Raw genomic sequence first — 13,757 nt, 5'->3', positions numbered from 1 at the left:
AAGCTTTGTTTTGGATTTATTTTGATTTAGTTTGTAGGGTGTGATTATTTGTATATCTATCAGTTGCTTGGGTGGGATAGGCCTACTATCGTTTTGATGGTAGGCTCTTTAAGAAACTATAGATCAAAGATCATTTTAATCAAAAGTATAGCTGACCCCTATATTAATTACCGATTACCGCCATTTTAGCTACCGCTACACCCAAACGCGCTATTAATAGAGAATTGATCATCTGATATACCTAGCGTTCTAGTAACTAGTTTTCTAATTATTAGGTATCACATTTCCAACCGTAGCTGAATTGCTAGATTTGCTACTTGATTTGGCAATTTCGCTTACTGCTATATAACAGCCAATACCATGATTGAAGATGAAGCAATAAACATGGTTTCACGTAATAAATACTCTTTTATTAGCTTCCCTTCATTACTAAAGCTGCTACACTATCTACTACGTGTCAAAAAATGTTTATTTATAAAATACATTCGTTAAAGGTAATACAATAGAGTAATGTTTTCAAACGCTAGTTAAACAATGTGTTGCCTATTGTAAGTAAGAAATCTGCTATTGATAATGGTACATTTGTACTAACTAGAGTAAACGGTAAGGAAATACAGACAAAGCAGCTAACGGATAGAGCACATGAAAACAAAAAAAATCGTCTTATTAGTAGATGATCACGCCTTGTTTCGAGCAGGACTGCGTCTTATCCTAGAAAATAAAATAGACGCTGAGATTATTGAAATTGAAAAAATCAGTGATGTGACAGGCCTTGAAGAAGAAATCGATGTAATATTGCTAGATATTTGTCTACCAGGGCTCAATGGTATTGACGGCATGATTATCCTCCAGCAGCGCTGGCCAGAAGCGCGTATTATGCTATTGTCTGCTCTGAACAATCACGAAGAGATCAATAGAGCATTAGAGCTAGGTGCTTGTTGTTTTTTGCATAAAAATACGGACTCCACCCTTATCTGCAATACAGTGCAATCTCTATTGATGAGCCGCTTGCCGAGCAAAAGCGATCACCTCCAAATCCAAACACAGCCATCCCCTGTTGTTACCCAAGCTAAAACTTTACTAAGTACTCGGCTGTTAGAAGTATTAGCGCTTATGGCAGAAGGCCATAGCAATAAATATATTGCTGATAAGCTGTCCTTGAGTGAGAACACTGTGCGTAATCATATCGTCGCCTTGATGGATCATTTCAGGGTCCATAACCGCACCAAAATCATCATTGCCGCTCAACAAGCCGGTTATCTTGCTAGGCCAGAATAAACGTAGCTTTTCAGCTATGAGGGTCTATGCAAGAGTTTTTATATAGGACTTATATGGATTATTGACTATGTATGACGACGATATCGAAACCCTTCCTAGCATAATCCCTAGCACCTATAATCATAAATTAGTCTTAGCCGCACAGATTAGACTGTTACTTAGGAATCTACCCTTAGCGCTTTTAGGCCTTATGTTCATCAGCCTTTGTTTTTTTGCGACTATGTTTGTCACTTATGATTCAAGTGCCAATCAGCAAGCATTAAATACGATTTGGCTGGCCTATCATACGATAATAATAGGCGTGCTATGGCTCTCTGTAAGACTTATCCTTAGCAGACCTGACACTTTGAACATGGGCTTTTTGAGGAAAATATTTGCAGTATTGGTTTTATTCTTTTTTGCTGCTATGGTTTTTTGCCTACCTATATTTATCGCTATGCTGCAGCGCGTGCCTATTAATGAGATCAATCCTGCCAAACTATTGATTATAATCTGGACCTTTTTTCATCTTATTATCCTCTATGTCTGTTGGTTGAACTGGCAAAAAATTAAAACTTTAGTAAAGCAAATCACAGATAAAAACATAACTGATAACGCTAATCAAAAACAGAGCCCGACTACAAACAGCCTTGATTATCAATTACCTGATAATTATGCCGGTTCTTTTTTTAATTTGACTTATGAGGTACCGCAGTCCACTTCTAAAGGCCATGATCACTACTTAGCGCATTATGCTGTCTATAGCGTTCTTTTCATTTGTACTTTTGCGATTGCTTGTCTTTGGGCACTCATTATTGGTAAAGCGTTTATGACCAATATTCAAAATTCCACTCAAGTTATTATACTGTTGGGACTGCATTTGGGTGTATTGAGCGGAGGAATTTCAAGCGTAGCCATCTTTTGGCGAGTCTACATTGCTTATGTATTACCTAGTATGTTTATGTGGGGGCTGTTGCTTATATACATAGACGGGGCTGGATTTAGTGTTTTGGCAATTGCGGTTATAGGGTTATTGTTTTTTAATATTTTCTTTGCCAAGCATACGTCAACCAATACGCTTAAAGCAATTGTGATTTACCTAGAGAACAACAATCTAGTGGCACAGCTACAAATAAAAACGCAACAAGTAGAAAAAGCCAGTTTAGCCAAAACTCAGTTTTTGGCTGCCGCCAGCCATGATTTACGTCAGCCAATACAAGCCTTAAGCTTATTCATTGAAGCGCTTAAGGATACTAATCTTGATAGTCAGCAAGCACAGATTGTAAATTATGCCAGTTCTGCTAGCCAATCTAGTCGTGAGATGCTCAATTCGGTATTGGATTACGCTCATTTGGAAAGTGGAGAGATGACCCCTCATTTCGTTCCGACTGAACTCAATAGTATTCTGCAAAACTTGGTCGATGAGTTTGGCATACAAGCTCAGCATAAACAGCTATCTTTACGCTTCAAACCTACCACCCTGTGTGTAATGACAGACCCTATAATGCTGGCACTAATCCTAAGAAATTTAATCAGTAATGCCATACGCTATACCCATAAAGGGGGTGTCTTTATTGGCGTGCGTAAACTATCTGCAAGTCACTCTTCTCTGGCGCTAGAGTACTGCCGTATCAGTATATGGGACACTGGTAGTGGCCTGACAGCAACAGAAGTTGAACAAGCGTTTAAGTCCTTTCATCAAATAGAGCGTAATAATGTTACCAATCAAGGATTAGGGCTCGGGCTTGCTATTGTTAAAGGCATGACTGAATTACTAAAAGCGGATCTAGAAGTAAAGTCTACGCTGCATGAAGGTTCACAGTTCTCCATAGTCCTGCCTATTTGCGAAAAAGATGATAAGAATATCTTCTATAGCAATACCGTCGTTAATCATTTATCAGGAAAAACGGTATTAGTAGTCGATGACGACGATATTCTTCTCAAATCAATGCAGCTTTTATTAGAGGTCTGGGGCTGTAAGGCTGTTGCTGCTCAAACAGTAGCAGAAGCGGTCGCTGCTTTTGAGGTACATCAACCTGATATTGTCATCTCTGATTATCGCTTAGCGGACAAAGAAACTGGCGAAGAGGTCATCATCGCTATACAGAACGCCAGTAGTACTGCTCGTTATGACTCAGCGTCCTTTATTCTGCTAACAGCAAATACTTCACCTAAGTTACTCAAAGCGACAAAAGCTATCAACCCGACCATACTGCATAAACCTATAGACCCTCTTATCTTACGCCATCACTTGCAGCAACTCACGGCAAAAGCGCTTTAAAAAGCCTGTCATCATTGCCAACCTAAATACGAAAAAGCCGCTTACTAGATAAGCGGCTTACGATGGTAAATAGAGATGTTTATGATTCGATGTCGGTTTTATATCTTAGCCTTTATCGTGGTCACAATACCCGACAGCGCATAGATAATGCCGATGGCTAAAATACCAACGGGAATATCATAAATAAGAATACTTAGAATGAGAACGGCAATGATTAAGGCTACAAAAGGCACTTTCTTTTTATCGAACTCTTTAAAGCTATAATACTTGACGTTACTGACCATCAGTAGACCACAGATCACCACCCACGCGGCGAACAAAATCATGACTAAGGTGTCGTATTGACCCACCCATTCATTGTGGTCAATGGCAACCATGACTGCGGCTGTAACTAAGATCGCCGCTAAGGGGCTGGCAAGACCCACAAAGTACTTTTTATCAACGATACCCACTTGCACGTTAAAACGCGCCAGACGAAATGCGCCGCAAGCAGTAAAGACAAAAGCACAGCCCAAACCAATACGCCCTAACGGCTCTAGAGCAAAGCTATAAACTAAAATAGCAGGCGCTATGCCAAAGGCCAATAAATCAGCTAAAGAGTCGTACTGCTCACCAAACGGACTCTGCGCATTAAGCATACGGGCTACACGCCCATCAGCGCCATCCAGAATAGCCGATAAAAATATCGCTAAAGCGGCTTTGTAAAACTCGCCACTGGTGCTCGCTAAAATCGAATAAAAACCAGACAATAACGACAAAGTAGTGATTAAGTTGGGCGCTAGATAAACACCGCGACTCACTACTTGCTCACCCTCGGCAACTTCTGCTTCAATAACTTCAAAGGTTAGACCTTCATAATCGTCATTATCCGCTAAGCGAATATTAAACTCATGCTCATCGATATAAGGCGGCTGCGTCGCGGCACTATCGCTAATATGATCTAGATTATCATTGAGCGGCAGCTCAGTAGCTTGGTCCGTCTTATCGATAGCTTTATTCTCGATAGCTGTATCGGTTCCGTTGTTAATACTGTTACTGCCATTATTCGTACTCATAACCTGTCCTTATTCGCCGACCAGCCAGCGCACATTGGTCGCGCTATCAGGGGTCATATTGGGCGCATCAGCGACTTTAAGCGCAGGCTGTAAGAAGCGTAGTATCTCACGCGCCTGATTGTCAAACTGCCAAGGCGGATTGATAATCAGCATACCCGTACCATTCAAACCAACGGCAACATCGTTTGGATAAACATTGAGCTCACAGATGAGCTGGCGTCTGATATCGGTACGCTTTAACTTTTTGTAGAATAGCTCAACTGCGTCAATATTTTTGATCGGGAACCATAGCGCATAAGTCCCTTGTGGCCACTTGTCATAAGAAGCTACTAATAAGTCAACCAAACGGGTAAAATCTTTGTGCTCTTGCTCGTAAGGCGGATCTAAAAATATTAAGCCGCGACGCTCAGCAGGAGGAATCACCGCGCGAATCCCTTCAAAAGCATCGCGATGATGAATGCCAATCGGCAGCTTATGCAGCTGATAATTCAGCGCATCGTACTCGCTTGCTTTGGCTTCAAAAGCCTCACCGCGTACGCCGCTATCAGGATATTTTTCGATATGATGGGCAATCCACCAAGGCGAACCCGGATAGACTTTATTATCATAAGTAAAACGCGCTTGCTTGATACCTTCCATATAATCTTTAACGGCGGCGGGCGCTTTTTTCATGTCAATATCATCAGCTTTCAATAAAGCTTGAATACCGCCTTTAGCTTCGCCCGTTTTACGCGACTCTTCGCTTGCCAGCGAATACAAGCCACGACCACCGTAAGCGTCGAGGGCATAAAAGGGTTTGTTTTTTTGGCTTAATTGATTAAGCAGTTGCACAAGTAAAATGTGTTTCACCACATCGGCAAAGTTACCTGCGTGGTAGGCATGTTTATAATTCATAAGGTATAGTTCATAATCTCAAAAAGTTTAAGTGCGGAAAATTGCATCTATGGTAGCATAGGAAGCTTAAAAGATAACGTGGGTTTTGGTAATTAGACGTTGATTGAGCGTTGATAAAGCGCTAGTAGAATACTGATAGAGCATTGGTAAAGAGTAACGGGACGACATGACAACGATTATTAGTAACCTTAAAATAACCCCTCTAGCGGTTGACAACCCCATAGGTATAGACAATCCGCCGCAGCTTACTCCTGATGATAAACAAGGCGCGAGCGCTGAGGGCCTAACCCAGCATGTATTGCAATTGTCTGACTTTGCTGTTGATTGGACGCATAGGCTCAGCGATAGCGCGCTTGATACCCTAGTTTCGGACGGCTGGCTGGTTCTTGATAATGTCTTTACGGATAAAGCCCTGCTTGCTTTGCAAGCGGAGAGTGGTTTTATTAACTATCGTGAAGCAGAGCTTACCGCTGGCATTCGGGTGAGCAACATTCGCGGTGATAACATTCGCTGGATTACCAAAGATTTCTTTGCTGGGTTTTATTATCTGCACTCTATCAATGCACTAGCGGCTCTATTGAACCGTACGCTATTTACCGGTATTCGTCATAGTGAAGCGCATTATGCCTGCTATCCACCAGGCTTTGGCTATCAGTGGCATAGTGACAACCCAGTAGGCCGTGATGAGCGTGTGATATCTGCGGTGTTTTATCTCAACGATGAATGGGAAGCAATCGACGGCGGTGCGGTAGAAATCGTTGATAACCACGGTGTCCATAATGAAGTCATGCCGCTCGCCAATCGCTTGATTATCTTCAATAGCGACTTACAGCATCAAGTGCAAATTGCCCATCGTCAACGTTACTCTATCGCGACGTGGATGCGCCGTGACGGCTTGGTGCCTTTTGTTGAAGAAGGTTAGCGATCTGTTAAATCATTCATTTAAATAAATTATTTCTAGTACAAGGTTTCTTATGTCAGACAATAATAACAAGAACATCTTAGCGCAAAACCATCAACAAGCGACGCTAGACTTAAGCATTGAACTGCTTGAACGCCCTTCGGTGACGCCTGATGATGACGGCTGCCAAGATATCTTGTCTACGCGACTTGAGCAGGCAGGTTTTGCTTGCGAGTTTATGTATTATGGAGATAAAAACCAAACGGGCGAGCATGCCGAGGTAAAAAACTTATGGGCGCGGCGCGGCACGGCTGATCCGGTGATTTGCTTCGCGGGTCACACCGATGTCGTGCCTACCGGTGAGGTTAATAATTGGACGTATCCACCTTTTACTCCGACTATTGCTGATGGCTATCTTTGGGCGCGCGGTGCCGCTGACATGAAAACGGGCATTGCTGCTTTTACGGTTGCCGCCGAGCGTTTCGTTGCCAATCATCCCAAGCATAAAGGCTCGATCGCTCTGTTGATTACTTCAGATGAAGAAGGCCCGTCTATCAATGGTACGGTCAAAGTCATCGAAACCTTAGAAGCTCGGCAAGAGAAAATTACCTACTGTCTCGTTGGTGAGCCCTCAAGTACCGACACGCTCGGCGATATCATCAAAAACGGTCGTCGCGGCTCATTAGGGGCAGAGCTTACAGTGACGGGTAAGCAAGGTCACGTCGCCTATCCGCATTTAGCAAGCAATCCGATTCATGCAGCGATGGCAGCGCTAAGCGAGCTGACCGCAGCGAAATGGGACGCTGGCAATGACTACTTCCCTGCGACTTCCTTGCAAATCTCCAATATTAATGGTGGCACCGGCGCGACTAATGTCATTCCAGAAACGTTAAACGTAGTCTTTAACTTCCGCTTCTCTACAGAAACGACTGAAAATGAGTTAAAGGAAAAGACCCATGCGATCTTTGACAAAAATTTTGCTAATAGTGACGCAAAATACGCTATCCATTGGAAGTTATCCGGTCAGCCCTTTTTGACTCCAGAAGGCAGGCTGGTATCGGCTTGCCAAAATGCGATTAAGTCGGTAACAGGTACAAATACCACCCTCTCTACCTCTGGCGGAACTTCTGATGGCCGCTTTATCGCACCGACTGGCGCACAAGTGGTTGAACTTGGCGTACGTAACGCGACTATTCATCAGGTCGATGAAAAAGTTGAAGTGGATGATTTAGGAAAACTGGCGCAAATTTATGAGGGCATATTAGAAAATCTGCTGTTGGATTGATCCTTTATTGTTATTCAAAAAAAAGCAAAAGCGCCAGTAATCACTGACTTGGCGCTTTTATTATATGATGATTTATTTTTCACTCAATCCCGATATAAAGATCCAATTGGCCGTATTCTAAATTACCACCAATATAATGCTCAAAATCGACATTGTAAGTGCGAGTATGCGCACAATCTGGATTATGAAAATACTCCCATGCTTTCTCCCAGGCGTTCATCACCGTATTCGGCATTCTGCCTTCTTCGGTAAACACCAAATACTTGCCTGCAGGAATAGTCACGGTTACTAATTCAGCCGAACTTTTATCATTGTCTTCATGATTAGCGGTATTCCAGCTGGCGACCACATCGAACGCGCCAACTAAGTCCTCGCTTTCATAATTATGAAAAACGCCATAAATATCTTCGCCTTCGCTAAGGTGCTCTACATGATTTTGATAGAACTTTTGCCATAGACGGCCAAGTTTCGCGGTTTCAAAACTGGTCTCAGCGAGATTGGTCGTACGCACGCTGATACCTCGACAAGCTATCGCAGTCGATAGCTCTTTAACTTGTGAGCTCATAATGTTTCCTGATAAATTAGAGAGATGATAAAAGTTTTACGAACCATAAGATTTATTTAATCGGCTTCATCTATCCAGTTCATCTGAATCGCTTCCAAGATGCCTTCGTTGGACTTTTGCGGATCATCATCGAAGCCTTCAAGTTCAGTCACCCAGCGATGCAAATCAGTAAAGCGGATATACTGTGGATCAGTTTCAGGGAACTTTTCGTATAGCTCGATAGCGATATCTAGGCTATCAGTCCATTTTAGTTTTTGTGGAGTCATAATCTCACCTCTATCGTTATTATAAAAGTCATGCTTGCTATCCTAACAAACTTCACTCACTAATTGTATATAGATAAATTTTTAGAGTCGATATTAGCTGTTGTATGGTGCTTTTTAAACACTTTTAATTGTGTGTGAAATTACCAATGATGCGAATTATTAAACCCTAGAAAATCCTATTTAAAGGATTTTCTCTTGCGAGACTAAAACTGCAGTGCAATTTTTCAACGTCTCTCAGACTTAACTGCTACTTGATGCTGATTCCAACTATTAATAATATCACTTAGCTGCTCATCACTCATGTCCAGCACACTTGGCGCGCACTTGTTGCCTTGCTTATCTTTTAACACAAACTTAGTCATACCAACGCCCATGAGCTGACTTTTGACAAAAAAGCGGCTTTCAAAGTAGATATATTTGTTATCCCAACCTGCAAGCTCACTACTAACCGTCATTTTATCCAAAAACTTAATCTCTTTGAGATAGATCATCTCTTGCATAGCGATGACCCAGTTTAAAGGCTTAATATCCTTTTGATGGATACAAGCCATAAGCCAGCGGGTAATATTCAGCTCAATAAAAGATAGGTAACGATAATTAGGCAGGTGATCGCGAAAGCCCATATCATGCGGCAATACTCGATAATGGCGAACAATCGGCGCGCTCAAAGTTTTGCTATCTAGGGTTTTATTAGCACTGACTTCACTCTTTTTTTGCTGCTTGAGCTGTTGTTTGAGCAAGCTTGTCATAATAAAAAAGCGGATTAACATATTCATAAAGAACTCTTTTAACGTCTATTTTGTGTGTTATAACTGATTATATTTTATAAGTGAAATAAAGGCGCTATACCATAACGCAAAAAAGCCACCGGAGTGACTTTTTTGCCTGAAAACTTAATAGAAAATACTAAAAGCTAATTAATGACCGCCGCCATTAATGCTGCGTACCATCTCTTCAACCATCTTCTTGGCATCGCCAAAGATCATCATGGTCTTATCCATATAGAAGAGACTATTATCAAGACCAGCATAACCAGTACTCATTGAGCGCTTGATGACCATAACCGTTTGCGCTTTGGTCACTTCTAAGATAGGCATACCAAAGATCGGTGACGTTGGATCGTCTTTCGCAGACGGGTTGACCACGTCATTAGCACCAATGACGAGTACCACATCGGTACTAGCGAAGTCAGAGTTAATCTCGTCCATCTCCATGATGTCATCATAAGGAACGTCAGCTTCTGCTAACAGTACGTTCATGTGACCAGGCATACGACCGGCAACGGGGTGAATGGCGAAGCGGACGTTGACGCCCTCTTCTTTTAATAGCTCATATAACTCTTTGACCGCATTCTGTGCACGACCTTGCGCCATACCATAACCCGGTACAATGATTACGTCACTAGCATTGGACATAAGGAAGCCTGCGTCTTCTGCTGAGCCTGACTTATAGTTCTTCGGTGCGCCATCATCATCGCCGCCAGCGACTGCTGCACTGCCTATACCGCCGAATAAGACATTAATCAATGAGCGGTTCATCGCCTTACACATGATGTAGGATAGAATCGCACCTGATGAACCCACTAGTGAGCCGGCAATAATAAGCATCGAGTTACCTAGGGTAAAACCAATACCGGCTGCTGCCCAACCTGAGAACGAGTTAAGGAGTGACACGACTACTGGCATATCACCGCCGCCGATTGGTGCAATCCACATCCAACCAAAGGCAATAGCTAATACCGTCATCACGTAGAAGGCAGGTAGTGAGTCGGTAATAAAATATACCGCACCAAAACCAATCATCGCGATAAATAATAACGCTTGTACCGGCTTGACCCAGCCACCATTGACCGTTTTTGCCCAGCTTTTTGCCGCCAGTTTACCAAAGGCAAAGACGGATGCTGAAAAGGTAATGGCACCGATAAAACAACCAATAAATAGCTCTAAGCGCGTGACCGTATTGTACTCTTGATCAGAATGCAATACCGTTGCCAAGGCAATCGCTACTGCGGCTAGGCCGACTAAGGAGTGCATCAAAGCCACGGTTTCTGGCATTTGGGTCATCGCTACGGTTCTTGATTTCCAAATACCGACAGCTGCCCCTAGTACCATCGCGCCGATGATCATCCACATGATTGGACCTTCGGCTAAGAAGAAAGTAGTAATGACGGCAATAGCCATCGCTACCATACCCAAACGGTTGCCGCGGATAGCGGTCTTTGGGCTGGAGAGTCCACGTAAGGTTAGGACAAATAAAATAGCGCCGACTAAATAAAACCAGTCCGCATTCGTAGCAATCATCGCTGAAAAATCGCTCATACATTGCCTCCCTTCTCATTTGCAGCATCAGTAGCTGGCGTCGCTACTTTTTTGGGTTTGGGTTTGAACATAGAAAGCATACGTTCCGTCACTGAGAAGCCGCCAAATATATTAATACTGGCTAAAAACACAGCAAATGCACCGATCAAACTCGTCGCCGTAAACACTTGGTTATCGATAACGACGGTTTGCAAAATCGCACCGACAATCACAATACTAGATAACGCATTGGTGACCGCCATTAAAGGCGTATGTAGGGCTGGGGTCACACCCCAAACCACGTAATAACCCACAAAGATAGCGAGTACAAATACGGTAAAAATTGCTACGAATGGCGTGCTAGCCATGGCGGCGCCAGCTGGCGCTGCTGCTAAAATAGTGGCAATCATTTTATCCTCCTAAAATTTATTCGTTACTGGCAGATTCATTAGTGATATCAAAAAGACTCATAGCTCAGATCGCTTAGTAATCAGCAGCTTAGCGCTTAGCCAAACGCACTTGACCGTCATGGGTCACCGCGAGCGCGCCTTGAATCTCATCTTCCATATCTAAATGAAGTGCTAGTTTGTTCGGTGCGGCATTAGTATTTGCAGTGTCTGAGGCTTCATCCTCTTCAGCAATCAAAGTCGTGATAAAATTCACTAAGTTATTGGCATAAAGATCTGAAGACTGCGCGGCGAGCATGGACGGAATATTTGCCGCCCCAACGATACGCACACCGTTATCTGTGGTGATGGTTTGCTCAGCAACTGCGCCTTCAACGTTACCGCCAGTGCCCGCTGCCATGTCGATCAACACTGAACCCGCTTTCATCTTATCGAGCGTAGTCTTATGCACCAATCGCGGCGCTTGACGACCTGGTATCTGCGCGGTAGTAATGACGATATCAGCACCGCTTAGGGCTTTATCTACCACTGCCGCTTGATCTTTTATATATTGCTCTGAGGGCGTCCATGCATAACCGCCGGTTGCTTTAGCCTTTTGCGCTTCCTCTTCACTCATCGGTACGTCTAACCATTTACCGCCAAGCGACTCGACTTGCTCGCGCGCAGAAGGACGCAAATCACTCGCTTCAACGACAGCGCCCAAACGCTTAGCCGTAGCAATCGCTTGTAGCCCTGCCACGCCGACACCTAAGATAACGACTTTGGCAGGCTTGACTGTACCCGCTGAGGTCATAAACATGGGGAACGGACGTGAGTACTCATTGGCTGCTAAGAGCACCGCTTTATAACCGGCGAGGTTGGCTTGTGAAGATAAGACATCCATATTTTGCGCGCGCGACAAGGTACGCGGCAATAGCTCCATCGCAAAGACAGTAGCGCCTTTAGCTGCATAAGTATCTAGCTGAGTATTACGATAAGGATCAAGCATCCCAACGACAATTTGCTTGGGCTTTAGCGTCTCAGTGAGCTCAGCTGGTAAGTCACTGATAGTGGTAATAATTTGGGACTGTTCAATCACTTCATTACTACTACTAGCAATGTCAGCACCAGCCGTTTGATAGCTGTCGTCTGTATAATAGGCTGCAAGACCTGCGCCTGACTGAACGACGACCTCAAACCCAAGCTTACGCAGCTTTTTGACTGCGTCTGGGGTGAGTGCTACGCGGCTTTCATGCGTGCTGTCTGCACTGATAACACCGATTTTCATATCGTCTCCTTACATGCAAATACTTGACTAATCACAAGCTTTGGCTTTATGGATATATTGAGTGATAAAATAGAGGGCGCAAAAAAAACCCTGCTCAGCTAGTACTCTGTGAAGTAAAGCACTGAGCAAAGATTATCAATTCCCTAAATGATAATACTATCTTCATCATCTTTTTTTATTATAGAGACATCGTCCCCTACCTTTCATTGTTTAATGATGACTCATAAGTAAATAAAAAGTTAACAGTTCCATTTTTGCTATAACTTTTATTATCGTAATAATTCAATATTAAAGGATTAAGCACTAGCTGCTTGACAATATAGTCTTTATGCTATGGTAGAGTCAGCTAACAAACATCCGATAAAATCTAATAAATAAGGAGCTCTTATGTACTTCGTCCTCTCGCCTGCCAAATCCTTAAATGAAACGGACGCTGTGCCCTTAAACCTTGGCAACTATTATAGCCAGCCCGCCCTCATTGAAGACGCCGCCCAGCTGATAAAAAACCTCAAAGCCAAAGACCCGATTGACTTGCAGGAACTCATGAGCATCTCTGATGATTTAGCGCAGCTTAACGCAGAGCGTAATCAAGTATGGCAGATGCCGCATGACTCTGAGAATGCCAAGCCTGCTGCCTACTTGTTCGATGGTGACGTCTACACTGGCCTTGCCAGCTACGAGATGGATAAAGAGACCATGCTGTATCTCAACGAGCATTTGGGTATCTTGTCTGGTCTATATGGAGTATTGAAACCTTTGGATCTCATGCAGCCATATCGTTTAGAGATGGGAACTAAACTAAAAAACGCGCGTGGTGATAATTTGTATGAGTATTGGGGTGAGCAAATCACCGATGCTATCAATAAGCAAATGGCGGATAGCGATGACAAGGTGCTTGTCAATCTAGCGTCCAATGAATACTTTAAATCAGTAAAGAAAAAGGCCTTAGACGCAAAAATCATCACTCCTAGATTTGAAGATGAAAAAAATGGTACGTATAAAGTGATTAGCTTTTATGCCAAAAAAGCGCGCGGGCTGATGGTGAAATATGCCGCAGATAATAAGCTGACCAAAGCCGAGCAGCTTAAAGGTTTTGATCTGGCGGGGTACTATTATGTCGATGAGCTGTCTGATGATAAGACGTGGACTTTTCAGCGCGATGAGGGAGATCAATAAATTTTTAAGATAATACACTATTCGCATACTATAGTCAGTCTTTTATAAATAAGATACAATACTTTTAAAACTGAGAGAAAGATATTAATAACGATGACTTATTCTG

General features: G+C 43.1%; 13 protein-coding genes and 1 pseudogene. 5 read left to right on the top strand and 9 right to left on the bottom strand.

Features of this window, described 5'->3' with window-relative positions:
* Nucleotides 1–264: 264 nt before the first annotated feature.
* Nucleotides 265–378, bottom strand: a pseudogene (locus ACS8FD_RS12415) (ESPR-type extended signal peptide-containing protein); the annotation flags it as partial.
* Nucleotides 379–642: 264 nt separating this feature from the next.
* Between ACS8FD_RS12415 and ACS8FD_RS12410 the strand changes: the two are divergent.
* Both ACS8FD_RS12410 and ACS8FD_RS12405 read left to right on the top strand, forming a co-directional pair.
* Nucleotides 643–1,278, top strand: a complete 636-nt coding sequence (locus ACS8FD_RS12410) for a response regulator (protein ID WP_439276134.1) — start codon at nt 643–645, stop codon at nt 1,276–1,278.
* Between the two features lie 220 nt (nt 1,279–1,498).
* Nucleotides 1,499–3,538 carry an ATP-binding response regulator gene (locus ACS8FD_RS12405; protein ID WP_439276133.1) on the top strand — a complete coding sequence of 680 codons (2,040 nt, stop codon included), beginning with the start codon at nt 1,499–1,501 and terminating at the stop codon, nt 3,536–3,538.
* A gap of 98 nt (nt 3,539–3,636) precedes the next feature.
* On the opposite strand, the gene pssA is transcribed toward ACS8FD_RS12405, so the two are convergent.
* Together pssA and ACS8FD_RS12395 are read right to left on the bottom strand one after the other, a co-directional pair.
* A complete protein-coding gene (gene pssA, locus ACS8FD_RS12400) occupies nt 3,637–4,593 on the bottom strand; it encodes a CDP-diacylglycerol--serine O-phosphatidyltransferase (RefSeq protein ID WP_439276132.1) in 957 nt (318 codons plus the stop codon).
* Nucleotides 4,594–4,602: 9 nt separating this feature from the next.
* Nucleotides 4,603–5,487, bottom strand: a complete 885-nt coding sequence (locus ACS8FD_RS12395; protein ID WP_439276131.1) for a 23S rRNA (adenine(2030)-N(6))-methyltransferase RlmJ — start codon at nt 5,485–5,487, stop codon at nt 4,603–4,605.
* A gap of 166 nt (nt 5,488–5,653) precedes the next feature.
* On the opposite strand from ACS8FD_RS12395, the gene ACS8FD_RS12390 reads away from it, so the two are divergent.
* Nucleotides 5,654–6,409: a 2OG-Fe(II) oxygenase gene (locus tag ACS8FD_RS12390; protein WP_439276130.1), complete on the top strand. Its 756-nt coding sequence runs from the start codon at nt 5,654–5,656 to the stop codon at nt 6,407–6,409.
* Nucleotides 6,410–6,461: 52 nt separating this feature from the next.
* Complete coding sequence (gene dapE / locus ACS8FD_RS12385; RefSeq protein ID WP_439276129.1) at nt 6,462–7,673, top strand: succinyl-diaminopimelate desuccinylase; 1,212 nt, start codon at nt 6,462–6,464, stop codon at nt 7,671–7,673.
* A gap of 79 nt (nt 7,674–7,752) precedes the next feature.
* On the opposite strand, the gene ACS8FD_RS12380 is transcribed toward dapE, so the two are convergent.
* The 6 genes from ACS8FD_RS12380 to ACS8FD_RS12355 all read right to left on the bottom strand — a co-directional run bounded on the left by ACS8FD_RS12380 (nt 7,753) and on the right by ACS8FD_RS12355 (nt 12,475).
* Entirely contained in the window at nt 7,753–8,238 is a 486-nt protein-coding gene (locus ACS8FD_RS12380) for a GyrI-like domain-containing protein (protein ID WP_439276128.1), read from the bottom strand.
* A gap of 56 nt (nt 8,239–8,294) precedes the next feature.
* On the bottom strand, nt 8,295–8,504 hold the full coding sequence (iscX, locus tag ACS8FD_RS12375; protein ID WP_021812734.1) for a Fe-S cluster assembly protein IscX: 210 nt from the start codon (nt 8,502–8,504) through the stop codon (nt 8,295–8,297).
* A 224-nt stretch (nt 8,505–8,728) separates the two neighbouring features.
* Nucleotides 8,729–9,280: an acyl-CoA thioesterase gene (locus tag ACS8FD_RS12370; RefSeq protein WP_439276127.1), complete on the bottom strand. Its 552-nt coding sequence runs from the start codon at nt 9,278–9,280 to the stop codon at nt 8,729–8,731.
* A gap of 141 nt (nt 9,281–9,421) precedes the next feature.
* Nucleotides 9,422–10,804, bottom strand: a complete 1,383-nt coding sequence (locus ACS8FD_RS12365) for an NAD(P)(+) transhydrogenase (Re/Si-specific) subunit beta (RefSeq protein WP_439276136.1) — start codon at nt 10,802–10,804, stop codon at nt 9,422–9,424.
* 14 nt (nt 10,805–10,818) lie between these two features.
* Nucleotides 10,819–11,169, bottom strand: coding sequence for a proton-translocating transhydrogenase family protein (locus tag ACS8FD_RS12360; protein ID WP_439276135.1), 351 nt, complete (start codon nt 11,167–11,169; stop codon nt 10,819–10,821).
* 130 nt (nt 11,170–11,299) lie between these two features.
* Nucleotides 11,300–12,475, bottom strand: coding sequence for an NAD(P) transhydrogenase subunit alpha (locus ACS8FD_RS12355; protein ID WP_439276126.1), 1,176 nt, complete (start codon nt 12,473–12,475; stop codon nt 11,300–11,302).
* Nucleotides 12,476–12,862: 387 nt separating this feature from the next.
* On the opposite strand from ACS8FD_RS12355, the gene yaaA reads away from it, so the two are divergent.
* The gene (gene yaaA, locus ACS8FD_RS12350) at nt 12,863–13,651 is read left to right on the top strand and encodes a peroxide stress protein YaaA (protein WP_439276125.1); all 789 of its coding nucleotides are present in this window, start codon (nt 12,863–12,865) and stop codon (nt 13,649–13,651) included.
* Nucleotides 13,652–13,757 lie beyond the last annotated feature (106 nt).

It is taken from the genome of Psychrobacter sp. 1U2 (assembly GCF_051847575.1).
The sequence above is the reverse complement of the archived record's forward strand: the minus strand, read 5'-3'. Positions and strand labels throughout refer to the sequence as shown.